This window comes from Microbacterium sp. AK009, assembly GCF_013410955.1.
Taxonomy (GTDB): Bacteria; Actinomycetota; Actinomycetes; order Actinomycetales; family Microbacteriaceae; genus Microbacterium.
This window is the reverse complement of sequence record NZ_JACCCG010000006.1, coordinates 91,123-113,786: the sequence shown is the minus strand read 5'-3', so window position 1 is coordinate 113,786 and position 22,664 is coordinate 91,123. Positions and strand designations below refer to the sequence as shown.

Genomic DNA, 22,664 nt, shown 5'->3' with positions numbered 1-22,664 from the left:
GTGCCCTCGACCGGCGCGCCCGCAGCCTCCCCCGCCGTCGGCACCCCCGCGGTGCTGGTCGCGCAGCTGCTGATCCGCAGCGCGTCGGCCGCGGGCGCGCTGGCACTGGGCGCGTACTTCGTCGACCTCGCCCGGGAGGGTGCTCCGGTCGGCGCGCTGATCCTCGGAACCCTCTCGGGCCTCAGCTTCCTCGCCGAGCTCGTGCTGGCGCCGCTCGCGGGGTCGGCGAGCGACCGTCGCGGGCGCCGGGTGTTCCTGGTGGCCGCCCCGCTCCTGGCCGCGGCGGGGGTCCTCATCACACCGGGTGCCTCGCTCATCGCGGTGGCGCCCTCGGCGGCGCTCGTGATCGCGGTCGTCGCGACATCCCGGATCCTCGACGGCGCGGGTGCCGCGATCGCCGCTCCCGCGACGCTCGGCCTCCTCGCCGACGCCAGCGACGAGGATCGGATGCGACGGGGCCGCGTCACCAGCCTGTACGAGCTGTCGTCATCCGGCGGGATCGCGGTGGGCGCGGTGGCGGGCCCGCTCCTCTACGGGGCGTGGGGTCTGTGGTCGTTCGTCGCGCTCGCGGGGGTCTACATCGTGGCATCCCTGCTGGTGCTCGTCTTCGTCCGGACGGATGCGGCGGGCTCGACGTCTCAGGTGCGCTCGGGGGTACGCGCCCGCATCCGGGTCATCGGTCAGCCCCGGCTCCTGGCGTTCCTTCCGGCCTGGATCGCGGTCAACGCCATCCTCGGCACCTGGGTGACCTCCCAGATCACGTTCGTGCTCGCCGGCGACCGCACCGCCGGGGGCCAGATCATCCCGGGCGCGTTCGCGGGCAACGAGGCGGGCCTGTCCGCCGTGCTCGGCATCTATGTGCTGGTGTTCAGCCTGTGCATCGTCGCCTGGGCGTTCTTCATCGGACACCTCCCGACCATTCCGACGCTGTTCGTCACCGTGGCGGGCGCAATCGTCGCGTCGATCGGACTGCTGCTGCTCAACCACGGCGTCTCGCTCGCGGTGACGATTCCGATCGTGGTCGCCGGCATGTTCCTCGAGGCGGGCTTCACGCCGGCGGCACTCACGCACCTCAGCGACATCTCGGCCGAGTTCCGCGAGAACCGCGGTCTCATCATGGGCGTCTACTCGGTGGTCGTCGGCGCGGGATATCTCCTCGGCAACGTCCTCGGCGGCGTGTTCGCCGAGTGGCTGCTCTTCGACGGACTGGCGATCCTCACGATCGGGCTCGCGGTGGTCGCGATGGCGTCGATCGCGGTGATGGCGGTGATCGAGCGACGGATGGCCGAAACGCCCGCGTGAGGCCATCCTGTACGCATGGGGATGCTGCGTCGACACGGCTTCCGAATCGTCGCGACCTTCTTCGCCCTCACCCTGGCGATCCTCGGCACCGTCGTCGCCTCGACCGGGATCCGCGTACTCGGCAACGCCGTCGAGCGAGCCGGGGTCGACGACTTCTACGTCGCGACACCGGGCGACGCCGTGGGCGCTCCCGGATCGGTAGTCAAGACCGATGCGCTCCTGGGTGCACCCCTCGCCGCGCGGGGGTGGCGGATCATGTACCGGACCACCGATCTGAACGGCGCGCCGCAGGTGGCCACCGGGGTGCTGGTCGTCCCGCTGACCCCGCCGCCGGCCGAGGGTCGCACGGTGGTCTCGTGGGGTCATCCGACCACGGGGGCGGCGCGCGGCTGCGCCCCGTCGTACGGGTTCGACCCCTATCTGGGAATCGAAGGGCTGCGCTTCCTCCTCGACAGGGGGTACGCGGTGGCCGCGACGGACTACATCGGCATGGGCGTCGCCGGGCCCGACAGCTACCTCGTCGGAGAGAGCGCCGGACGCGCCGTCCTCGACGCCGTACGCGCCGCCCGGTCCGTCGAGGCCGCCGACACCAGTGATCGCGTCGTGCTGTGGGGTCATTCGCAGGGCGGGCAGGCGGCACTCTTCGCCGCGGAGAGCGCCGCGTCGTACGCCCCCGAACTCGACCTCCGCGCCGTCGCGGTCGCCGCCCCCGCCGCTGATCTGCTCGGTCTCATGGCGGCTCATCTCGATGACATCTCGGGCGTCACCATCGGCTCGTACGCCTTCGACGCCTACGCCGAGATCTACGGCGACTCCGTCTCCGGGACGCAGCTCAGCGACATCCTCACCCCCGAGGCGATCGACATCCTGCCGCGGATGAACGAGCTGTGCCTTCTGACGAGCATCCCCGAACTGCACCGTCTCGGCGAGCCGCTCGTGGACGGGAACTTCACGACAGCCGATCCGACGACGACCTCACCGTGGCGGGAGCTGTTCGCCGAGAACTCGGCGGGCTCCCGCTCCTTCGACGCGCCGCTGTTCATCGCTCAGGGGTTGGACGACGAACTCGTCGTCCCCGCCGACACACTCCGCTTCGCCCGGCACGAAGCCGGGCTGGGTATCGACGTCACCTACCAGGAGATCTCCTTCGCAACCCACGGCACGGTCGCCTACCTGGCGCTCCCGGGCATGCTGCAGTGGCTGGATCGGGTGCTCGCCGACCCCGCGGAGGTCAGACCGAAGAGCTGAAGTACAGCAGTCCGATCGGCACCAGCATCAGCAGACCCAGCGCGAGGCCCGCGATCGACAGGCCGAACCGGCGCTTGCGGGTGAGGCCCACGATCAGCCCGATGATCGCGAGCAGGAGCACCACCGCCCCGCCGATCCCGAGCATCGGGATGAGGGCGACCAGCAGCCACCAGATCGCGTTCATCTCGGGGATGAGGCCGATGAGGAAGACGAAGAGCGTCGGCATCAGACCGACCATCGCGATGATGACGGCGATGAGCCCGAGGATGTCGAACCCCTTCTTGCGCACCGGCTGCGGAGCGCGCATCGTGGCGTACCCCGGCCCGGAGCCCTGGCCGTACCCCGGCCCGTACCCTGCCGTCATCGGCGTCCCCCTTTGTCGGAGCGATCCTAGGGGAGCACGAGGTGCGGGTCGATGATCGTCATCCCGGCCGGCGCGGCGGTGTCGAAGCGGGGGAGAAGGGCGGATGCCTCGTCGAGGCCGATCACGCGCTCGATGAGCTCGTCGGGGCGCAGGCGTCCGGAAGCGACGAGCTCCATCATCGCCGGGTAGTCCGCGGCCGCCATCCCGTGGCTGCCGAGGATGTCGAGCTCCCACGCGATCGCGCGCGCCATGGGAACGGGTGAGCGGCCGTCGTCCGTCGGTAGGAGCCCGACCTGCACGTGGCGTCCTCGGCGGCGAAGGCTCAGCACCGCGTCCGCAGCCGTCTGTGCGCTCCCGACGGCGTCGACCGAGACGTGCGCACCGCCGCCGGTGAGCTCGTGGACGACGTCGGGAACAGCCGGACGGTCCGGCCCCGCGTCGACGACGTGGGTGGCGCCGAGGCGCTCGGCGACCTCGAGTGCGCGCGGGTTGGTGTCGATGGCGATCACCCGCGCCCCGAGGGCCACGGCGATCATCACGACACTGAGGCCCACCCCGCCGGCGCCCACCACGGTGACCCATTCCCCTGGGGCGACGCGAGCCCGGGCGGTCAACGCCCGGAAGGCCGTCGCGAAGCGGCAGCCGAGGGCGGCAGCCGCCTCGAACGACACCTCATCGGGGAGGGCGACGAGGTTCGCGTCGGCCGCGTGGAGCGCCACCTTCTCGGCGAAGGATCCCCAGTGGGTGAACCCGGGCTGCTGCTGATTCGGGCACACCTGGGCATCGCCCGCGCGGCACCACGGGCACACCCCGCACCCGCAGACGAAGGGGACCGTGACGCGGTCGCCGACATGGAAACGGGTGACCCCGGCACCGACCTCGGCGACGACGCCCGCCAGTTCGTGGCCGGGCACGTGCGGGAAGACGATCTCGTCGTGCCCGGCCCACGCATGCCAGTCGCTGCGGCACACCCCGGTGGCACGGACGTCGACCACCACCCCGCCGTCCGGCGCGACAGGCTCGGCGACGTCGGCCACGATGAGCATGCCGCGGACGGCATGGATGAGAACGGCGCGCACAGGGCGAATCTACCCGCCCGTCCGCCGTCTAGGGTGGGCTCGTGCCAGAGCCTCACCCCACGCGTCCGGCCCCCACCGGCCTCCCCGACACCGACACCGTCGTGACGTACCCGCAGGGTGCGACCTCGAGCACGGGTCGTGTGCTCCACGTCGAAAACCTCGGCGACGGGCGCTCCGCCGTCCTCCTCGACGTCACGTGCGTGCATCCCGTCACCGCGGCGTGGCCCGACCAGCCGGCGGACCGCGCGAGGCTCGAGGTCGCCGGCGAGACGTTCCCTGTCGTCGACGCGGTCGTCGGCGGCATCCAAGACGGGCGCCTGTTCCTCGGGGCGGAACTGCCGGTCCGGATCGGCACGGCGGGGTGGGTCTTCGTGGTCGCGCATCTCGTCGAGGGCGCCGGACCCGCGGTGGGCGCCGAGGTGGACGCCGTCGTCGACGCCGACCATCGTGCGTCTCTCTCGGCCGGCCACACCGTCTGCCACCTCGCCTCCCTCGCCCTGAACGCCGCCCTCGCGGGGGCCTGGACGAAAGACGTCGTGGCGGACGCCCGGGGGAACCCCGACTTCGATGCGCTGGCGATCCAGACGAGCCGGATTCACCCCCAGGGTTCGGTGGACGTCTACCGGGTCGGCAAGTCGCTCCGGCGGAAGGGGTTCTCGGCCGCCGGGCTCGACGACCTTCCCGCGACCACGTCGCACGTCAACATGCTCCTGGCGGAATGGATCGCCTCCGGTGCCGCCGTCCGCATCGAGCGAGACGGCGATGGGCTGTCCTCGCGCCGCGCCTGGGTGTGCGAGCTGCCGGATGCCACGGTGAAGATCCCGTGCGGCGGCACCCACGCCTCGCGCCTCGGCGACTTCGCGTCGGTGACCGTGGCCCTCGAGGCCCGCGATATCGAGGGAGCCCGAGAGATCACCATGACGACGACGGGTCGTTCGGCCCTCTGACCCTCCGGCCCGCGGCACGATGGAGCCATGGGTCGCACACGGGGAGGGACGGATGCCGCCGATCCGCGGCATCCGAAGATCTGTGCGTCCTGCGGGCGCACCATGGAGTACCGCGCGAAGTGGGCGTCGAACTGGGACTCGGTGAAGTACTGCTCCGACGCGTGCCGACGCCGGGGGGTGACCCCCCTCGACCGTGAGCTGGAGGGCGCGATCCGGAAGACCCTCGCGTCGCGTGCGGCGACGTCGTCGATGTGTCCGTCCGAGGCCGCGAAAGCCGTCGGCGGCGACGAGTGGCGCGAGCTGATGGAACCGGCGCGACGCGCCGCGCGGCGCCTCGTCGCGGCGGGCGAGGTGGAGATCACCCAGGGGGGCCGGGTGGTCGACCCCTCGACGGCGAAGGGCCCGATCCGCATCCGCCGGAGCCCGGCCGCCGATGCGACCATAGAGGGATGACCGCCTCGATCCGTCCTCGCCGCATCGACTGGGCCGACGGGTGCTGGACGCATGAGCCGGCCGCCGTCGCGCATCGCGGCGACGACCTCGTCGTCACCGCCGTCGAAGGCAGTGACGCGTGGCTGCGCACCGCGTACGGGTTCGAGCACGCCTCCGAGCACGCGCTCGTCACCGCGCTGCCGGTCGGCACGGCGATGGAGGTGGAATTCACCGCCGACTTCAGCGAGCAGTTCGATCAGGCGCGGGTCTTCGTGCGGATCGACGGGGAGCGCTGGATCAAGAGCGGCGTGGAGTTCTGCGACGGCGAGCTCGGCGCAGGCGCCGTCGTCACCGACCGCCGCTCGGACTGGTCGGTCGGTGCCGTGCCCGCGTGGAGCGGCCGTCGCCTGGTCATCCGCGTCAGCAGGGGTGAGGACGCGATCACCGTGCGCGGCGGAGTCGCCGGCGAGCCGATGCGGCTGCTGCGGCTCGCGCCCTTCGACGGCTCCGCCGAGGCCGCGGCGGGTCCGTTCGTGGCCGCCCCGTCTCGCGCCGGCCTGACCGTGGTGTTCCACTCCTGGCGCCTGACCGAGGCCGACGCGTCGATTCACTGATCCGGCCCTCCCGCCTCCCGCGCAGGCGTACGCTCTCAGCATGATCGAGCTGCTGGCATTCGGGGGCGTCGCCGCCGGTGTCACCGCGGCGGCGCTGTGGGTCGCCCGGCCCCGGCGACAGGCTTCGGCGCCCCACGACGACACCCTCCGGGTCGGTCGTGCCGCGGATCCGTCACCGTACGAGGCGGCGCGACGCGCAGAGGGAAAGGCAGCCTGGACCCGGATCTCGGGCGCCTGAGGGGGATGTCGACCGCCCTGATCGGACCCGTGGCGCCGCCCGGGCTGCACGTCATGACCTTCAACATCCGCCGCCGGCTCACACCCGCGCTGCGGCGCGTGGATCGATGGAGCTACCGGCGCGGGGCGGTGGCCGCGCTGCTGGAAACGGAGCGCCCCCACATCCTGGGTGTGCAGGAGGCCCTCCCCGACCAGGCGCGCGACGTCCACACCGCGCTCGGCGCGCGATATGTGGCGCTCGGGCACGGACGGCGGCGGGATGGCGGGGGAGAGGCCTGTCTGCTCTTCTTCGACGCCGACCGGCTCGAGCTCGAGGACTGGCGGCAGATCGCTCTCTCCGACAGCCCTGACGAGCCCGGGTCGAGCTCGTGGGGCAACAGGGTGCCCCGCATCGCGGTCATCGCACGGCTGCGTGACCGCGCGACCTCCGCGGTGTTCGTCGTCGTCAACACCCACTTCGACCACCTCTCCCGACAGGCGCGACGTCGCTCGGCCGAGGCCCTCCGCCGGGTCGTCGGTGAGGAGGCGCGGCCGAGCGTGGTCATGGGCGACCTCAACACCGGCGAGGGATCACTCCCGATCCGGGAGCTGCTGCGGGATGCGGTTCTCCGCGACGCGTGGGCCGCCGCCGCCGATCGTGCCACACCCGAATGGGGGACGTTCCCCAACTACCGCGAGCCGTGTGCGGGTCGCAAGCGCATCGACTGGATCGTCGTGACCGGCGACATCGAGGTGGAGCGCATCGCGATCAACCCGTCGGCCCCGGCGGGGCGCCGGCCCTCGGACCACCTGCCGGTCCAGGCCGTGCTGCGCATTCCGGAGGGAGAGCGATGATGACCTCGGCGGTGAGGCGGAACCCGTTCGTGCAGAACTTCCTCCGGCCACCCGCGACGGCCCTCGACATCGTCGCCGACGCTGTGCGGCTTCTCGGTGTGATCAGCGTCGTCGTCGCGGCCGTCTGGTTCACGCTCCTCGACGCGGGAGTGGTCGCGTTCTCGCTCCCCGCCCTCATGGTCCCCCGCTTCCTCGCCCTGCGTCCGGGGTGGGACATCGCGGTCGAGCTCTCGATCCTCACCGCGGCGTGGAGCAACATCTTCGGGCTCTACGAGTCGATCCCCGGCTGGGATCTCCTCGTGCACGCGGTCGTGTCGGGCGCGCTCACGCTCATGGGGCTGCTGGCCTTCGCGCACCTCGGCGTGCTGCCGTGGCCCGGGCGGTCGCGGCATCCTGGGTTCTCCGGAGCGGTCCTCGGCGGGATGCTGGCCCTTGCCCTCGGGGCGCTGTGGGAGATGGTCGAGTGGGCCGGACGCACCTTCGTCACCGCCGAGATCATCGTGTCGTACAACGACACCATCGGCGATCTCGCTGCGGACGGTGTGGGCGGTGTCGCGGCGGGACTGCTGCTCGCGGGTGCCCGGGTCACCCGGCCGGAGACGGCTCTCCGCCCTCCGGCGCACGCCGAAGGCCGCAGCTCCCGGCGATGAGCAGGGAGGGGCCGCCATCGCCGCGCATGAGAGTCCACAGGGTGTGCGTGCACGATCGGCATCGCACGATGAACGCGTCGCGGTCGGCCTCCACCCGCCATTCGGCCAGCGGCGCCGCGGTGTGACAGCCGCCGCATTCCACGATCAGCATGCTGAGGTCGCCGGCGAGGAGATCCTGAAGGACGCCCACGACGGCATTGCCGTCGACGATGTGCGCCGTGTGGGGGTCGTCCCGGCCGGGGTGGATGGCGCGAGTGAGGTCAGCGGGGTCATCGGACATCGTCATCCTCCGAATCGTTCGGTGCGCACGCGCGCCGGATCGTGGCCGGCGGCGACCATCGCGTCGGCGGCGGCTTCGACGAACCGCGTGGGTCCGCAGATGAAGGTGAGCGGATGCCGCGTGGGCGGCCACGTCGCCGCCGCCACCCGATCCGGGGTCAGGCGTCCGACGGGTTCGACCCACCCCTCGGGGGCGGTGCGGGTGTACGCCCACGTGAGGTCGAGGGAGCGGTCGGCGAGGTCGAGGATCTCGTCGCGGTACAGCGCGTCGTCGGGGGTGCGCACCGAGTAGAGCAGACGGAAGGGCGCAGGGCTTCCCGCCCGGTCGTGCGCGCGCGCCATCGCGAGGAGGGGCACGATCCCCGACCCTCCCGCGATGAGCTGCACCGGGTCGTGGTCGGATTCATGCCACACGAAGTATGCACCGAGCGGGCCCTTCACCTCGAGCATGTCGCCGACCTCGGCGACCTCGACGAGGTAGGGCGACACCTCCCCGTCGGGGACGGTGTCCACAGCGAGCTCCACGCGTTCCCCCGCACCCGACGAGGCGATCGAGTACGACCGCTCCGCCTGGTAGCCGTCTTCCGCGGTGAGGCGGATGTCGAGGTGCTGGCCGGGATCGTTGCCGGGCCAGCCGGGCACGTCGAGGGTGAGGACGCGGGCGTGGCTGGTGGTCGGCCGGACCGCCGCGATACGTGCGGGCAGCCACCCGGTGGTCCTCACCAGTACCGTTCTTCCAGCCAGGGGTCGCCGCGCAGGTGGTAGCCGTTCTGCTCCCAGAACCCGGGATCGTCGTGCTGCTGCATCACGAGACCCCGCACCCATTTGGCGCTCTTCCAGAAGTACAGGTGCGGCACGAGGAGGCGGGCAGGGCCCCCGTGCTCGGGATCGAGCGGCTCGCCGTCGAATTCGTAGGCGACCCAGGCCTTGCCGCCCAGCAGATCGTCGAGGGGCACGTTCGTGGTGTAGCCGCCGTACGAGTGCGCCATGACGTAGTCGAGGCTCGTCTCGACGTCGTCGAAGAGGGTGTCGAGCGCCACGCCCCGCCACGAGGTGCCGAGCTTCGACCAGCGGGTGACGCAGTGGATGTCGGTCGACACCTCCTCCGACGGGAGGGCGGTGAACTCGTCCCAGCTCCACCGCGCGGCCTCGCCGGTCTCGGTGCGGATCGAGAACGACCACTCCGACAGCGGAATGCGAGGCGTCGGGCCGGCCGAGAGGACCGGGAAGTCGGTCGTGAGGTACTGGCCGGGCGGAAGGTCCGGGTCGGCGTCACGCCGACGCGAGCCGAAACCGCGGGTGAAGGAGGCCATCGGAACCTGCTTTCGCGAGGGTGGTGCCGAACCGGGTGTGACGCTCTGCCGCGAGCCTAGGGCCAGGGCCTCGGCCGCTCAACCGCCTCCGCGTCGAACTCCCCGACGGGGCGTGTCCCGAACTCCTGCAGAATCGACCGGGGAGCGCGCAGCAAAGGGTTTCCGCGCCTATGACCTCGGTATTGCAGGAGTCACGGACACCGCGGGTCAGCCACCGATCGCGGCCGCCTTCGCGCGCAGCACACCGGCCTCGCGCTCGTTACCCGTCAGAGCCGCCGCGGCCAGAAGCTCGGCGCGGGCCTCCTCGGCGCGGCCGAGCCGAGCGAGCAGCTCGCCGCGCACACTCGGGATGAGGTGCGACCCGCGCAGCGCGCCCTGTGCGGCGATCCGGTCGACCATCGTCAGCGCCGTCCCGGGCCCGTCGACCATCGACACCGCGACGGCGCGATTGAGGTCGACGACCGGGCTCGGGGCGAGGCGCCCCAGCGCCTCGTACAGCACGACGATCTTCTCCCAGTCGGTGTCGCCGAACTCGGCGGCGATCGCGTGCTGCTCGGCGATCGCCGCCTGCAGTGCGTACGCGCCCCGCCCGTGCCCCAGCGCGTCGGCCCGCTCGAGGGCGGCGCGACCGCGGCCGATCTGCGACCGGTCCCACCGCCTCCGGTCCTGATCCGCGAGCAGCACGGGGTCGCCCGCGGCATCCGTCCGCGCCCCGAACCGTGATGCCTGCAGCTCCATCAACGCCAGCAGCGCCCACGCGTCGGCCTCCCGCGGCATCAGCCCGGCGAGCATGCGACCGAGCCGCAGGGCCTCCTCGGCCAGGTCGGCGCGCACCCATCGGTCGCCGCTGGTCGCCGCGTATCCCTCGGTGAAGACGAGGTAGACCACGCTCAGGACTGTCTGCAGTCGCCCCGGCCACTCACCGGGATCAGGTGTCTCGAACGGCACCTTGGCCGCCTGCAGGGTCTTCTTCGCCCGCGTGATGCGCGCCTGCACCGTGGGAACCGGCACCAGCAGCATCCTCGCGATCTCGACCGTCGTGAGCCCTCCGACGACCCGCAGAGTCAGGGCGACCTGCGACTCCCGCGACAGCGTCGGGTGACAGGCGGTGAACACCAGACGCAGCACATCGTCGTCGATCGGCTCCCAGACGTCCTCGCGCGCCTCGGAAAGGTCGTGCGCCATCGCGCGGTGGCGGTCGTCGAGCGCCGAGCGACGGCGCCATGCGTCCACCGCTCGGCGCTTGGCCACCGCGGTGAGCCACGCGCCCGGGTTGCCCGGCACCCCGTGCTCGCGCCACGATCCGAGGGCCTCGACGATCGCCTCCTGCGCGACATCCTCGGCGAGGACGACGTCCCCCGTGGCGCGCGCCACCGCCCCGACGATGCGCGCGCCCTCCATGCGCCACACGGCGTCCAGCACGCGGCGCGGGTCGGTGCTCATTCGGTGCCGAGCTCCCTGCGCCAGTCCTTCTCCTTCTGCACGTATTCGTTGTCGGCGTAGTCCGCGAAGTCGGACTCGTCGGTCATCCGGCGCACCTCGATCTTGTTGCCGGGGCCGAGCGGAGCCTTCTTCGCCCACTCGACCGCCTCCTCCTGCGATCCGACCTGGATCGTCCAGAAGCCGTTGAACAGTTCGTGCACCTCTCCGTAGGGCCCGTCGGTGACGATCGGCGCTTCGCCGGTGAACTCCACGACCGCACCCTGAGCGGCGTCGGTCAGACCGTCGCCGCCCAGCAGCACTCCGGCCTTCATCATCGACTCGTTGTAGGCGCCCATCGCGTTGATGATCGCCTCGAAGTCCATGTCTTCGTAATTCTCGACCGACCCGCTGTTGCGCATGATGAGCATGTACTTGGGCATCAGATTCTCCGTTTCGTTCGGGGAGGAAGGCCCTCCCACTATCGCGTCGAACCGGCGCGGACGAAATCGACATCGCCGCAGAAAAAGATTCCGGATGCCGCGACGCGGCGAGCCGCGGCATCCGCTTGCCTTCGAACCAAGCCGTCGCCGGGCACAATGCCAGTCATGTGGCTCTACCAGCTGCCGGTCGGGGTCGCGCTGCCGGGTTTCGTCCTCCTGTTCGTCGCCGCGTCGCTGCTGATCGTCGTCGCGCTGCGCCGCTGGGTGCCGGGCGAGAAGAAGCAGATGCGCGAGTGGGACCGGATCCTCGCCTACGTCATGGCGACCTTCGGCGTGCTCTACGGCGTGACGCTCGCGCTCATCGCGGCCGCCTCGTACGAGAACTACCGCAGCGTCGAGGAGATCGTGATGGACGAGGCGTCGGCCGTCGCCGTGCTGTACCGCGACACCGCCGGCCTTCCCGAGCCGGAGCAGGAGGAGCTCCAGGAACTGATCGTCGCTTACGTCGACCACGTGAGGAACGTGGACTGGGCGGCGCAGCGAGCCGGTGAGATCCCCTCGCAGTCGGTGGCCGAGGTCGCCGCCATCGAAGAGGTGCTCTTCTCCTTCGAGCCCGAGGGCGAGGGCGAGGCGAACGTCCAGTCGGCGGCGATCTGGGCGTTCAACGATCTGATGTCGGCCCGCAGCGCCCGCATCGGCGTGATCGGGCTCGAGCTGCCCGGCATCCTCTGGTTCGTCCTGTACTCGGGCGCGGCGATCACGGCGGTGCTGATCGGGATGATCCAGATGGGACGGTTGCGGACTCACCTGGTCATGGCAGGAGTGCTCGCCTCCTATGTCGCGATCGTCATCTTCACGATCGCGAGCTTCGACCACCCCTACATGGGTCCGGTCGCGGTGGGTACGGAGTACTTCGAGGAGGTGCAGGAGTGGCTCTTCGATCGCGCGGATTGAGCGCCGCTCTGTCGCGACCGGCTGATTCTGCGACATGCTGACGTGATGAGCGAGGATGCCCCGGCGCTGATCGATCGAGTCCGCTCGGCGCGCCACACCCTGCAGCGTCGTGCCAACGCCGAGGTGATCGCGCTGTACTGGCAGGTCGGGGCGGCGATCCTCGAGCGGAAAGAGCAGGGAACAGACGAGGATGCCGCGCTCAAGACGCTCGCGACCGGACTCCGCGATGCTTACCCGACCATGACGAGCTTCACGGTGGAGGACCTGCGCCGCATGCGCGACTTCGCCGCCTCCTGGCCCGCGCGCGGCGGCATCGTCCAGCAGCCGATCGGACAGCTGCCGTGGGGGCATGTCGTCGAGCTGCTCGCCCGCCTGAGCGACCAGGGGCTGCGAGAGTGGTACGCGGGCAAGGCCGTGCAGCACACCTGGAACCGCGCCGAGCTCGTGCACCACATCGCGGCCCGCCGCCACGAGCACGACACCGAGGCCCCGCAGAACTTTGCCGCCGCCCTCCGCCGCGCCGACTCCGCGCTCGCCGAGCAGCTGAACGCCGATCCCGACACGATCGGGTTCCTCGCGGTCGGGATCGACCGTGCGGGAATCCCCTGAGATCGCGGAGGACGAAGCGCTGGTGCCCGCACGGGCGTTGCATTGCGCGGGCAGATCCGCCACCCCCTTCGACGGAAGCGGGAGCGTCACCAGACTGGGGCTCATGGACTCTGAAATTCGCACGGCACGCGACGCGAGCGTCGGCGCATGGCTTTCCGCCCTGGGCGAGGCGACCGGGTCCCCCGGTGGAGGCGCGGCTGCCGGCGTGATGCTCGCGATCGCGGCGAGCCTCACGTCGATGGTCGCGGGCTACACCGAACCGTCCGACGAACAGAGGGACGGTCTCGGTGCCCTCCGTGAGCGCGCGCGCATGCGCGCCCGGGTCGCGCTGCAGTTGGCGGACGACGACGCCGAGGCGTCGGACGGCTTCGGTGCGGCCTTCAGGCTGCCACCCGGTCGCGAGCGCGACGCCGCGGTCGAACGCGCGTCGGTCGCGGCGGCTCGCACCTCTGCGGTGGTCGGTGAGCGAGCCGGCGAGGGCATCGCCGACCTCGAGTGGCTCGCCGAGCATGGCAACCCCGCCCTCGTGTCGGACATCGCCGTCGCGTGCGGAGCGCTGCGAGCCGCGATCGCCGGCGCGCGGACGAACGTCAGCTTCGATCTGGCGTCACTGACCTCGACGGGGAGGACGCACGACGACGTGCGCGGAGAACACCCGCAGCTGTGGTCGGCGGTCGAGCGTTTCACCTCCGACCTGGCCCGCCTCGACGCCCTTGAAGCGGCGCTCGATCCCCGCGCCGCCCCGACGGAAGCGGCTGGCGAAGGCGAAGACGGAGAGGGTGACCTCAGTCGCCCGTCCGCCCGGTGAAGGCGTCCATCGACGAGTAGACGCGGAAGACGCGGCCCGCGACGGCATCCCACGCGCGCGTCGGAAGCAGCCCGCGCAGTGCCATCGCGAGCTTGACCGTCCACGGGCGCAGCACCATCGGCGTTCCCCGGAGCATCCCGCGCCATGCGGCCGCCGTCGCCTGCACCGGCGTCATGACCGGTGTCAGGAGCGGGCCGCGGGCGCCGGCGAACATGCCGGTCGAGACGTAACTCGGACAGAAGGTCGTCACGGCGATGTGGCGATGGCCGGCCGCCGACAGCTCCAGCCGCACCGACTCGCTCCAGCCGATCATCGCCCACTTCGATGCGGCGTAGACGCTCATCCGCGGGTTGGCGAGGGTGCCCGCCGCGGAGGCGATGTTGAGGATCCGCTTGGGGTGTGACGTGTCGGCGATCATGTGAGGGAGCACCTCGCGGGTGAGCCACATGGCCGCGAGGGTGTTGACCCGCAGGGTCGCCTCGATGTCCGTGACCGGATCGTGCTCCCAGAACGGCGCCCCGCGCACGATGCCGGCGTTGTTGATGAGGATGTCGGGTGCCCCGACCTCGTCGCGGACACGCGCGACCCCCTCGCGGATCGACCCCGGCTGCGACACATCGACGACGTAGGCGCGCACGTCGACGCCCGAGCGGCCGAGGTCGGCGGCCAGCGCGTTCGCGCGTTCTGCGTCGATGTCCCAGAGCGCCACGGCGCGTGCACCTGCGGCGACCGCTCGCCGGGCGTACAGCTCACCCATCCCTCGCGCGCCGCCGGTGATGAGCACGACCGCGCCGCGCACCGGATCGTCTTCGTTGGTTCGCTTCATCGCGTCCTTTCTCGGCAGGTGGTGGCCACACAGAGACTCCAGCGGCCGTCCGAGCCTCATCCATCGCATGGTCTGCGTGCCATCATCGCGCACCCCCACGGTGAGGAGACGTCATGGCCGCGTGCCAGGTCGGGAATCTCACAGGCCCCCCCTCGCCGACATCCATCAACCGGGTGGCGAGAACGATGCTCACCGTCCTTCCCCGGAGGCGATGCATCGGATTCTCTCGAGATTCTTTCAGCGACTGCGCACTAATGTACAGTTACTGCAAGATACGTCGAAAGGAACATCATGCTGTCATCGGATGGCGCGGCTGCGGCCGTGCCCGTGCTGCGCGCCCGGGGGCTCACCCGGACGTATGGGAAGGGGGAGTCGGCGTTCACCGCGTTGCGCGGTGTCGATCTGAGCGTGGATCGCGGGCGGTCGGTGGCGATCGTGGGGAAGTCGGGGTCGGGGAAGTCGACCCTGATGCATCTGCTGGCGCTGCTGGACAAGCCGACGACCGGTGATGTCGAGGTCGATGGTCGGCCGGCGTCGCGGTTGCGGGCGGGCGAGCTGAATCCGCTGCGCAACAAGACGTTCGGGTTCGTGTTCCAGCAGTTCTTCCTCACCGCCGGGCAGACGGTGTTCGAGAACGTCAGCCTGCCGCTGGTGATCGCCGGGATGCCCGCGGCCGAGCGGCGCGAGCGCACGATGGCGTCGTTGGACGCGCTGGGGTTGGCCGACAAAGCGAAGAACCGGGCGAACGACCTGTCGGGGGGTCAGAAGCAGCGGGTGGTGATCGCCCGGGCCCTGGTGAACGACCCCTCGGTGATCTTCGCCGACGAACCCACCGGCAACCTCGACACCGCCACCGGAGCGCAGGTCGAGGACATCCTGTTCGGACTGCAACGCGACCGCGGCATCACCCTCGTCGTCGTCACCCACGATCCCGACCTCGCCGCACGCTGCGACAGCGCCGTGACGATCGCCGACGGGCAGATCGTCTCCCGGACGGGGGTGGCGGCATGAAGACGACCGACCTCGTGCGGATGGCGTCCACGAACGCCTTCCGCAGCAAACTGCGCACCACCCTCACCGTCCTGAGCCTCTTCGTCGGCGCCTTCACACTGACCCTCACCACCGCCCTCGGCGCCGGGATCAACGACTACGTCGAACGCCAGGTCGCCACCCTCAGCAGCGGCGACATCCTGCTCGTCAGCCCCGCCGCGAGCGTCGACACCGACGACGGCCCCACCGAGTACGACCCCGACGGACGCCAGCAGGGTGGGGCCGGGAACCCGCTCACGTCGGGGACCCTGCTCAACGCCGACGACATCGACACGATCGAGCAGATCGACGGCGTCCGCAGCGTCGAACCGATCAACCAGATCACGGTGGACTGGATCGCCGCGTCGGACAACTCGTCCGGCACCCGGTACGACCTCGACATCAACCCGACCTCGTCGATCGGCCGCAGCGACCTGGTCGCCGGCGGGCAGCTGGATCAGGAGACATCCGCCAACGAGATCGTCCTCCCCGAGGAGTTCGTCGACGCGCTCGGGTTCGACGACGCCGAAGCGGCGATCGGCGAGACGGTGACCCTCGGATACACCGACGCCGCCCAGCAGGACCGGCAGGTCGAGGCCACCGTGGTCGGTGTCGCCCGGGAGAGCCTGTTCGCCGCAGGCGCCGGCGCCAACTCCGCCCTCACCACCGCGGTCGCAGACGCGCAGGCGATCGAGGGACAGCCCGAGGCGTGGCCTCTCGCCGTCGCCCAGCTCGAGCACGCCGAGGGCGAGACGCCCACCGCGGCGGAGATCCAGCGGGTGAAGGACGACCTCGCCGACGCCGACCTCGCCGGTCAGACCATCGAGGATCAGCTGGGCATCGTTCAGACGATCATCAACGGGATCATCGGGGTGCTCAACGCCTTCGCGGTCGTCGCGCTGCTGGCGGCATCCTTCGGCATCGTCAACACCCTCCTGATGAGCGTGCAGGAACGCACCCGCGAGATCGGCCTCATGAAAGCGATGGGCATGTCCAACGGCCGGGTGTTCACCCTGTTCAGCCTCGAAGCGGTCTTCATCGGACTCCTCGGATCGGTCATCGGCGCCCTCGTCGCGATCGGCCTCGGATCGGTGCTCTCCGTCGCCCTCGCCGACACCGTCCTGTCCGCCCTCCCCGGCCTGCAGATCCTGCTGTTCACCCCCGGCAACGTCATCGGCGTGATCGTCATCATCATGCTCATCGCGTTCCTCTCCGGCGTGCTCCCCGCCCGCCGAGCCGCCCGGCAAGACCCCATCGAGTCGCTACGGTACGAGTGACGACGTCGACCACCAGGGAGCCGCAGATCATGTCGACCATCCCTCCCGCCCGCCCCGCCCCCCGGCGGAAGGACGCGATCGAGAAGACGCGTGCCATCGAGCGCGCGGCGACCGACCTCGTTCTCGAGCACGGCTACGAGGCGGTCACGGTCGACATGATCTGCGCGCTCGCGGGGGTCAGTCAGCGCACGTTCTTCAACCATTTCAAGACGAAGGATGCCGCTCTGCTCGGCGTGGAGCCGCCGACGGTCGACGAGCGCGCGGCGCGCGAGTTCATCGTGTCGACGGGGCCGCTCCTCGCGGGGGCGGCGCAGCTCATCCGGGTCGACCCTGGCGGGCTCGACGCCGACCCCCAGCAGCTGGCACGGCGGATCCGTGCGATCGGGAGTAACCCGCTGCTGATCACCCGCCAGCTGGAGCGGATCGAGGCCGTGGAGGCGGAGGTGCGCGAGATCATCGTGCTGCGGCTGAAGAACCAGTACCCGGAGGACGACGCCGCCGAGCGCGAGCGCCAGGCGGGGCTCATCGTCTCGCTCGTCGCGGGGCTGATGCGCTTCATCGGCCGCAGCTGGGCGGCTGAGGCCGCCGCCGGTCGCATCCCCGACATCGATCCCGCCGGAATCGAGCGCCTTCTGGGCAGCGTGCTGCCGAAGCTCGGCTGACCCGCGCCGCTGCGCCGCCGCCAGGCGCCGCTCGCCACCGCCCTGCCCCCGCGCGCCGCGCTCGCGCGGTGATCGGCCCTCGCTCGGTCCGTTGACGGCGAAGCGACCGTGCGTGCGCAGATCTCCGTGGGAGCGTCGAGGACCCACCCGCGTAGGGTGAAGGACATGTCCCACCCCGAGCCCCGTCCGCCGCGAAAGCCCGTCCGGGAGCGGATCCGCGAGGAGGGCGGCTGGTTCAACTGGATGAACGCCGTGCTGATCCGCAAGGCCGGACCGGCTGCGGTCGGGCCGTACGACACCGAGCCCGAGCCCGAGCGCACCGAGCGACCGTGCCCCCTCTGCGGTGCGCCCATGTCGCAGCACACGTTCGACCGCACCGGCCCTCGGCCGCGCATGTTCTGCCCGCAGCAGTGAACACGCACCGCCCGACCCCCGACATCGATGCATCCCGGATCGACGAGCACCTCGTCCGGGCGCTGATCGCCGAGCAGTTCCCCGCGTGGGCTCACCTCCCCGTGCGCTCGGTGCCCCACGGCGGTAACGACCACCGCATGTTCCGCCTCGGCGAGACGCTGTCGGTCCGCCTGCCCTCGGCGCCCGGCTACGTGCCGCAGGTCGCCAAAGAGCAGCGCTGGCTGCCGCACCTTGCGCCGTCGCTGCCGCTTCCGATTCCCGAGGTGCGTGGGGCGGGCCGCCCCTCCCGCACCTTCCCGGGCCCGTGGTCGGTGTACGGCTGGATCGAGGGCGACCCGGCGGGCGTGGTCGCGATCGACGACTCAGCGCGGTTCGCCGCAGACCTCGCCGCGTTCCTCGTCGCCCTCCGCGCGGTGGACGCCGACGGTGGCCCGCCCCCGGGCCTGCACAGCGGATACCGCGGCGGCCCGTTGGCGCACTACGACGACGAGACGGCGGCGATCATCGACCGGGTCTCGGGGCGGGAGCGCGATCTCGCCGAGGGGATGTGGCGCGACGCGCTGGCCGCATCCTTCGACGGGCCGCCGGTCTGGGTGCACGGGGACGTGTCGATCAACAACCTGCTGGCACGCGATGGGCGCCTGAGCGCGGTGGTGGATTTCGGATGCTCCGCCGTCGGCGATCCCGCCTGCGACACCGTCATCGCGTGGACCTTCTTCGACGGCCCCGCAGCGCGCACCTTCCGTCGAGAGCTGGCCGTCGACGAGGGAACCTGGGTGCGCGGCCGGGGGTGGGCACTGTGGAAGGCGCTCATCATGATCACCCACATCCCCGCCGATCAGCGCCTGTTGGCCCGCCGCGTGCTGGACCGCCTCTTCGCAGAGGCGTGAGCCGCGGCATCCGCTTCTCTCGTCGGCGAAGCATCGCCGGAATCCGCTGGACGCCCACGGCCTACACTGGAAAGGCCCCGATCCCCGTCTGAAACGCCGCCATGCCTGCTGCCGCCACACCCCGCGCTTTCCGCGCGCGCGATCTGCAGCTCGCGCGCGCCCTCTTCGCAGCGATCGTCGCGGTGATGATCACGTTCTCGCCCGACCACTCGGCGTCGATCGGGCTGTCGGTCTTCAGCGGGTTCGCGATCGCCACGGGCCTCGTCTTCCTCCTCGCCGCCTGGCTGGTCTACCCCGCCGGGGCGCGGTGGCAGGCGATCGTCATGGGCATCCTCAGCATCGTCGCCGGCATGGCCGGCGGCATCCCGGCGTGGCGGTCGGAGGTCACCTTCGTCGTCATCGTCGCCACCTGGGCGCTGGCGACCGGGCTCACCGAGGCCATCTCGTCCTGGCGCGAGGTGCGTCTCTCGCGCGGCGCCCCCGAACTCGCCGTCGCCGCCCGTGAGGCGCGCGACGGTCTCGCCGTGGGCCTCATCACGCTCGTGCTGAGCGTCGCCCTGGTCGCGGTGCCGGTGTCGTACGCACTGGAATACACCATCGACGAGGCGGGCACCTTCACCCTGACCGGCACGACGATCGGCGTCGGCATCCTGGGCGGCTACGCCGCCATCGTCGCGGTCTGGCTGGCGATCGCCGGCTTCTCGCCGCGCCCCGAGGCGGTCCCGCAGGTCGCCGAACCCATCGATGACGCCGCCGCGGTGTCATCCCCGGAGGACTCCCGATGACCGACAAGCTCACCCGACGCGATCTGCTCAAGCCCGTGCAGCTGCTGGGACTCGCCTTCGGAGCGGCGCTCTTCGCGGGCTTCGTGACCCTCATGTCGATGGGGTTCTTCCAGCAGGGCGGCGGCGACCAGGCCTCGCGCGCTCTCGTGGTCGCCGGGATCGTCGCAGGCGTGACGTTCATCGCCACCCTCCTGATCGTCTCGCTGCTGCTCCTGGCCGTCGACCCGGCCACCGTGCAGAAGCCGATGGATCGCCCGGTGCTCTACGACGACCCCGCCGACGCGCCGGACGCCCCCGGCGGCTCGGCCGCCCCGTAGCAGCTCAGATGCGAACGGCGCGGCTGAAGCGGGTGTGAAACCCCGGATGCTGCGCCGGCGTCGCGAGCACCGAATCCGCCGTGCGACCTGCCAGGCCCGGGAGCCCGGCGTCTGACACCAGGTCGTCGTCGAGCGCCCGCAGGCGTGCGCCGACGAGCGGCCACGGCGCGTGCTCGTTGGCCGCCCAGATCGTCTGCCCGAGGTGCGTCTCGTGGAATCCCCACCGCGCGGTGAGGAAGCGCGACAGCGCGGTGTCGACCGGCTCGGTGTCGCGTTCGACGGCGATGCGGGTGCCGGGCCCGGTGGCGCGGCCGTCGGCGCGGCGGCGCCGTGACCGGTACTCGATGAGCGGGCCGGTGTCGCGCATCCCGATGCGCGCCCAGCGGTAGGGCAGGCCGAAGATCGCCCGCGCCGCCAGCACCGGCGCCAGGTGCTCGGCCTCGAGGGTGCGGAAGACGACGCCGCGTCGCCCGGCGGCGTCAATGCCGTAGGTGCGGACGTTGATCTCGCGGAACGTTCCGACGAACGGCACCGGAGGAAGCGGCAGGAACCGGAACTCGCTCAGCACGAAGGGCACGAGCCCGACCCATGCCGATCCGTCGAAGACGTCGGGCTCGACGCCGCGGGGGAGGAGCGGCGCGACCGCGCGGGGCTCGACCCGCCAGTGCACGAACACCGCGTCGCTCCAGCGCTGCGAGATCGCGGCGCGCCGCTCCAGCGGCGGGGCGTCGCGCTCGAGGGTCACCTTCTGATTCTCGCGCCCCCGCGGCATCCCGGCTCCGCCGCCCCGGCCCTCGCCCCCGGAGCCGCGGTCCACCCTGACCCGCCGAGAAACCACGATCGCGCCGAGACCGACCACCGCAGCGTGGGGTTTCGGCGAGGATCCGGTTTCTCGGCGAAGGAAGAGGGAGCGCGCGGGGTCAGCGCGTGGGCGGCACCAGGTCGGCGGCGAGACCCACGTACCCGGCGGGGGTGAGCGCGAGCAGGCGCCCCTTCGCCTCGTCGCCGATGTCGAGCCCGCGCACGAACTCCGCCAGCTCCGACCCGCCGACGCGGCGCCCGCGGGTGAGGTCCTTCAGCAGCGCGTAGGGGTCGGTGATCCGCGAGCGCCCCGCGACGATCTCGGCGCGCACCACCGTCTGAATCGCCTCGGCAAGGACTTCCCAGTTCGCGTCGAGGTCGGCGAGGAGCACGTCGCGGCGCAGGGAGATCTCGCCGAGGCCGCGCAGGAGGTTGTCCAGGGCCAGCAGCGAGTGACCGAAGGCGACGCCGATGTTGCGCTGCGTCGTGGAATCGGTGAGGTCGCGCTGGAGGCGCGAGGTGACGAGCGTCGAGGCGAGCGTGGCGAACAGGCCCCCCGCGATCTCGAGATTCGCCTCGGCGTTCTCGAACCGGATCGGGTTGATCTTGTGCGGCATCGTCGACGACCCGGTCGCGCCGGCGACGGGGATCTGCGCGAAGTAGCCGAGCGAGATGTAGGTCCAGATGTCCGTCGCGAGGTTGTGCAGGATGCCGCCGGCGTGACGCGCCCGGTCGTACAGCTCCACCTGCCAGTCGTGCGATTCGATCTGGGTGGTGAGGGGGTTGACCTCCAGCCCCAGTCCCTCGACGAACTCCCGAGTGATCGTGGGCCAGTTCACCTGCGGGTCGGCGGCGAGGTGCGCCGACCAGGTGCCGGTGGCTCCCGAGAATTTCGCGAGATACTCCGACCCCTGGATGCCACGGGCCACCCGTTCCAGACGCCCGGCGAACACCGCCAGCTCCTTCCCCATGGTCGTGGGCGTCGCCGGCTGCCCGTGCGTGCGGGCCAGCATCGCGGCATCCCGATGCTCGTCGGCCAACCGCCAGAGGGCGGCGATCACATCGCGCAGCTTCGGCAGCCAGATGTCGTGCACCGCGCGCTTGACGGTCAGGGCGTATGCGGTGGAGTTGATGTCCTCGCTCGTGCAGGCGAAGTGCGTGAGCTCCGCGAGGCGGTCGAGCCCGAGGGAGGACAGCCGATCGCGCACGAGGTACTCGACGGCCTTGACGTCGTGGCGGGTGACCGCCTCCTTCTCGGCCAGAAAGTCGATCTCGGTCTGACCGAAGTCGAGATAGAGCACGCGCAGGCGGTCCTTGTCCGCGGGCGAGAGCGGCCCTGTGCCGAAGAGGGAGGAGTCGGTCAGAGCGATCAGCCACTCGACCTCGACCTCGACGCGGGCACGATTCAGCCCCGCCTCGGAGAGGTAGTCGGCCAGCGGGGCGACCGCGGCCCGGTAGCGCCCGTCGAGCGGGCTGAGCGGCTGAGGGGGAAGAGAGGGCACGATGCTCCCGTGACGACGCGGGCCCCGCGTCAGCACGTCACGGAGACGTGGTCGCGGGACGGATGGCGGGTTCCAGTTGCCGGAAGAGCGCCCGGCTCGCGTTCTCGATCATAGCGAGCACCTGATCGAACATCGCCGGCCCCGCATAGTAGGGGTCGGGGACGTCCACGCCGTCGGCCCGCGCGTCGAAGGAGCGCAGCAGCGCGATCTTGTCGGCATCGGTGTCGGTGGGTGCCCAGCCGCGGAGGATCCGTTCGTGGCTGCGGTCCAAGGCGACGATCAGGTCGCTGCGGTCGAAGTCGGTCTGGGTGAACTGGCGCGCCCGGTGGCGTGAGCCGTCGTAGCCGCGGCGCTCCAGTGCCGCCAGCGTTCGCTCGTCGGCACGTTCACCCACGTGCCAGTCGCCCGTGCCCGCGCTCGCGGAGACGACGCGTGAGGCGAGCCCGGCCTGGTCGGCGACAGCGCGGAACACCACGTCGGCCATGGGCGAGCGGCAGATGTTGCCGGTGCACACGAACACGACGCGGAACGGCGCAGAAGGCGAGGCGCTCGCGGTCATGGGTTCCATTCTGGAGGTGGAGGCGCAGCGTGCAAGGGCGTCGACCGTTCCTGCACAGCCCGGGGTTCGG

29 protein-coding genes are annotated in these 22,664 nt (G+C 71.2%); 18 read left to right on the top strand and 11 right to left on the bottom strand.

Annotation, left to right across the window (positions count from 1 at the left end; all coding sequences use genetic code 11):
* Together HDC37_RS14170 and HDC37_RS14165 are read left to right on the top strand one after the other, a co-directional pair.
* Window positions 1-1,302, top strand: a complete 1,302-nt coding sequence (locus HDC37_RS14170; RefSeq protein WP_218869839.1) for an MFS transporter — start codon at window positions 1-3, stop codon at window positions 1,300-1,302.
* 15 nt (window positions 1,303-1,317) lie between these two features.
* On the top strand, window positions 1,318-2,550 hold the full coding sequence (locus HDC37_RS14165; protein WP_257021528.1) for an alpha/beta fold hydrolase: 1,233 nt from the start codon (window positions 1,318-1,320) through the stop codon (window positions 2,548-2,550).
* Here the strand turns inward: HDC37_RS14165 and HDC37_RS14160 are convergent.
* Both HDC37_RS14160 and HDC37_RS14155 read right to left on the bottom strand, forming a co-directional pair.
* Window positions 2,534-2,914, bottom strand: coding sequence for a hypothetical protein (locus HDC37_RS14160; RefSeq protein WP_179561046.1), 381 nt, complete (start codon window positions 2,912-2,914; stop codon window positions 2,534-2,536). The genes HDC37_RS14165 and HDC37_RS14160 overlap by 17 nt on opposite strands.
* Before the next feature lie 26 nt (window positions 2,915-2,940).
* A complete protein-coding gene (locus HDC37_RS14155; RefSeq protein WP_179561045.1) occupies window positions 2,941-3,993 on the bottom strand; it encodes a zinc-binding dehydrogenase in 1,053 nt (350 codons plus the stop codon).
* A gap of 41 nt (window positions 3,994-4,034) precedes the next feature.
* On the opposite strand from HDC37_RS14155, the gene HDC37_RS14150 reads away from it, so the two are divergent.
* Genes HDC37_RS14150 through HDC37_RS14125 form a run of 6 tightly spaced genes read left to right on the top strand, consistent with a single transcriptional unit; the run spans window position 4,035 to window position 7,707 of the window.
* The gene (locus HDC37_RS14150; RefSeq protein ID WP_306457571.1) at window positions 4,035-4,940 is read left to right on the top strand and encodes a metal-dependent hydrolase; all 906 of its coding nucleotides are present in this window, start codon (window positions 4,035-4,037) and stop codon (window positions 4,938-4,940) included.
* Window positions 4,941-4,967: 27 nt separating this feature from the next.
* Window positions 4,968-5,393 (top strand): DUF2256 and DUF3253 domain-containing protein, encoded by a 426-nt coding sequence (locus HDC37_RS14145; protein ID WP_179561044.1) that lies wholly within the window; start codon window positions 4,968-4,970, stop codon window positions 5,391-5,393.
* Entirely contained in the window at window positions 5,390-5,986 is a 597-nt protein-coding gene (locus HDC37_RS14140) for a DUF1349 domain-containing protein (RefSeq protein ID WP_179561043.1), read from the top strand. The genes HDC37_RS14145 and HDC37_RS14140 overlap by 4 nt, the downstream gene beginning before the upstream one ends.
* 40 nt (window positions 5,987-6,026) lie before the next feature.
* Entirely contained in the window at window positions 6,027-6,224 is a 198-nt protein-coding gene (locus tag HDC37_RS14135; protein WP_179561042.1) for a hypothetical protein, read from the top strand.
* A 5-nt stretch (window positions 6,225-6,229) separates the two neighbouring features.
* A complete protein-coding gene (locus HDC37_RS14130; RefSeq protein ID WP_179561041.1) occupies window positions 6,230-7,057 on the top strand; it encodes an endonuclease/exonuclease/phosphatase family protein in 828 nt (275 codons plus the stop codon).
* Window positions 7,057-7,707 (top strand): hypothetical protein, encoded by a 651-nt coding sequence (locus HDC37_RS14125; RefSeq protein ID WP_179561040.1) that lies wholly within the window; start codon window positions 7,057-7,059, stop codon window positions 7,705-7,707. The genes HDC37_RS14130 and HDC37_RS14125 overlap by 1 nt, the downstream gene beginning before the upstream one ends.
* On the opposite strand, the gene HDC37_RS14120 is transcribed toward HDC37_RS14125, so the two are convergent.
* From HDC37_RS14120 to HDC37_RS14100, 5 genes are all read right to left on the bottom strand, one after another.
* Complete coding sequence (locus HDC37_RS14120) at window positions 7,643-7,993, bottom strand: DUF6510 family protein (protein ID WP_218869838.1); 351 nt, start codon at window positions 7,991-7,993, stop codon at window positions 7,643-7,645. The genes HDC37_RS14125 and HDC37_RS14120 overlap by 65 nt on opposite strands.
* Window positions 7,990-8,709, bottom strand: a complete 720-nt coding sequence (locus tag HDC37_RS14115; protein ID WP_308472229.1) for a ferredoxin reductase — start codon at window positions 8,707-8,709, stop codon at window positions 7,990-7,992. The genes HDC37_RS14120 and HDC37_RS14115 overlap by 4 nt, the downstream gene beginning before the upstream one ends.
* A complete protein-coding gene (locus HDC37_RS14110; protein ID WP_179561038.1) occupies window positions 8,706-9,299 on the bottom strand; it encodes a sulfite oxidase-like oxidoreductase in 594 nt (197 codons plus the stop codon). The genes HDC37_RS14115 and HDC37_RS14110 overlap by 4 nt, the downstream gene beginning before the upstream one ends.
* 207 nt (window positions 9,300-9,506) lie before the next feature.
* Window positions 9,507-10,742 (bottom strand): RNA polymerase sigma factor, encoded by a 1,236-nt coding sequence (locus HDC37_RS14105; RefSeq protein ID WP_179561037.1) that lies wholly within the window; start codon window positions 10,740-10,742, stop codon window positions 9,507-9,509.
* On the bottom strand, window positions 10,739-11,161 hold the full coding sequence (locus HDC37_RS14100) for a YciI family protein (protein WP_179561036.1): 423 nt from the start codon (window positions 11,159-11,161) through the stop codon (window positions 10,739-10,741). The genes HDC37_RS14105 and HDC37_RS14100 overlap by 4 nt, the downstream gene beginning before the upstream one ends.
* A 165-nt stretch (window positions 11,162-11,326) precedes the next feature.
* On the opposite strand from HDC37_RS14100, the gene HDC37_RS14095 reads away from it, so the two are divergent.
* From HDC37_RS14095 to HDC37_RS14085, 3 genes are all read left to right on the top strand, one after another.
* Entirely contained in the window at window positions 11,327-12,115 is a 789-nt protein-coding gene (locus HDC37_RS14095) for a DUF4239 domain-containing protein (RefSeq protein ID WP_257021527.1), read from the top strand.
* A 45-nt stretch (window positions 12,116-12,160) separates the two neighbouring features.
* Complete coding sequence (locus tag HDC37_RS14090; RefSeq protein WP_179561034.1) at window positions 12,161-12,724, top strand: DUF1016 N-terminal domain-containing protein; 564 nt, start codon at window positions 12,161-12,163, stop codon at window positions 12,722-12,724.
* Window positions 12,725-12,827: 103 nt separating this feature from the next.
* Window positions 12,828-13,532, top strand: a complete 705-nt coding sequence (locus HDC37_RS14085) for a cyclodeaminase/cyclohydrolase family protein (protein WP_179561033.1) — start codon at window positions 12,828-12,830, stop codon at window positions 13,530-13,532.
* On the opposite strand, the gene HDC37_RS14080 is transcribed toward HDC37_RS14085, so the two are convergent.
* Window positions 13,510-14,358, bottom strand: a complete 849-nt coding sequence (locus HDC37_RS14080; RefSeq protein ID WP_179561032.1) for an SDR family NAD(P)-dependent oxidoreductase — start codon at window positions 14,356-14,358, stop codon at window positions 13,510-13,512. The two genes, HDC37_RS14085 and HDC37_RS14080, sit on opposite strands and share 23 nt — an antisense overlap.
* A 291-nt stretch (window positions 14,359-14,649) precedes the next feature.
* On the opposite strand from HDC37_RS14080, the gene HDC37_RS14075 reads away from it, so the two are divergent.
* The 7 genes from HDC37_RS14075 to HDC37_RS14045 all read left to right on the top strand — a co-directional run bounded on the left by HDC37_RS14075 (window position 14,650) and on the right by HDC37_RS14045 (window position 19,732).
* Entirely contained in the window at window positions 14,650-15,369 is a 720-nt protein-coding gene (locus HDC37_RS14075) for an ABC transporter ATP-binding protein (RefSeq protein ID WP_179561031.1), read from the top strand.
* Window positions 15,366-16,664, top strand: a complete 1,299-nt coding sequence (locus HDC37_RS14070) for an ABC transporter permease (RefSeq protein WP_179561030.1) — start codon at window positions 15,366-15,368, stop codon at window positions 16,662-16,664. The genes HDC37_RS14075 and HDC37_RS14070 overlap by 4 nt, the downstream gene beginning before the upstream one ends.
* A 29-nt stretch (window positions 16,665-16,693) precedes the next feature.
* Complete coding sequence (locus tag HDC37_RS14065) at window positions 16,694-17,326, top strand: TetR/AcrR family transcriptional regulator (protein WP_179561029.1); 633 nt, start codon at window positions 16,694-16,696, stop codon at window positions 17,324-17,326.
* 165 nt (window positions 17,327-17,491) lie between these two features.
* Entirely contained in the window at window positions 17,492-17,740 is a 249-nt protein-coding gene (locus tag HDC37_RS14060; protein ID WP_179561028.1) for a hypothetical protein, read from the top strand.
* Window positions 17,737-18,630 carry an aminoglycoside phosphotransferase family protein gene (locus tag HDC37_RS14055; protein WP_308472228.1) on the top strand — a complete coding sequence of 298 codons (894 nt, stop codon included), beginning with the start codon at window positions 17,737-17,739 and terminating at the stop codon, window positions 18,628-18,630. The genes HDC37_RS14060 and HDC37_RS14055 overlap by 4 nt, the downstream gene beginning before the upstream one ends.
* A 101-nt stretch (window positions 18,631-18,731) precedes the next feature.
* Window positions 18,732-19,415 (top strand): acyl-CoA synthetase, encoded by a 684-nt coding sequence (locus HDC37_RS14050; RefSeq protein ID WP_179561027.1) that lies wholly within the window; start codon window positions 18,732-18,734, stop codon window positions 19,413-19,415.
* Window positions 19,412-19,732: an amino acid transporter gene (locus HDC37_RS14045; RefSeq protein ID WP_179561026.1), complete on the top strand. Its 321-nt coding sequence runs from the start codon at window positions 19,412-19,414 to the stop codon at window positions 19,730-19,732. The genes HDC37_RS14050 and HDC37_RS14045 overlap by 4 nt, the downstream gene beginning before the upstream one ends.
* 4 nt (window positions 19,733-19,736) lie before the next feature.
* Here HDC37_RS14045 and HDC37_RS14040 read toward each other — a convergent pair whose 3' ends face one another.
* From HDC37_RS14040 to HDC37_RS14030, 3 genes are all read right to left on the bottom strand, one after another.
* Entirely contained in the window at window positions 19,737-20,477 is a 741-nt protein-coding gene (locus tag HDC37_RS14040; protein WP_308472227.1) for a DUF2071 domain-containing protein, read from the bottom strand.
* Between the two features lie 175 nt (window positions 20,478-20,652).
* Window positions 20,653-22,035 (bottom strand): adenylosuccinate lyase, encoded by a 1,383-nt coding sequence (gene purB / locus HDC37_RS14035; RefSeq protein ID WP_179561024.1) that lies wholly within the window; start codon window positions 22,033-22,035, stop codon window positions 20,653-20,655.
* Between the two features lie 37 nt (window positions 22,036-22,072).
* On the bottom strand, window positions 22,073-22,594 hold the full coding sequence (locus tag HDC37_RS14030) for a low molecular weight protein-tyrosine-phosphatase (protein ID WP_179561023.1): 522 nt from the start codon (window positions 22,592-22,594) through the stop codon (window positions 22,073-22,075).
* Window positions 22,595-22,664: the final 70 nt, after the last annotated feature.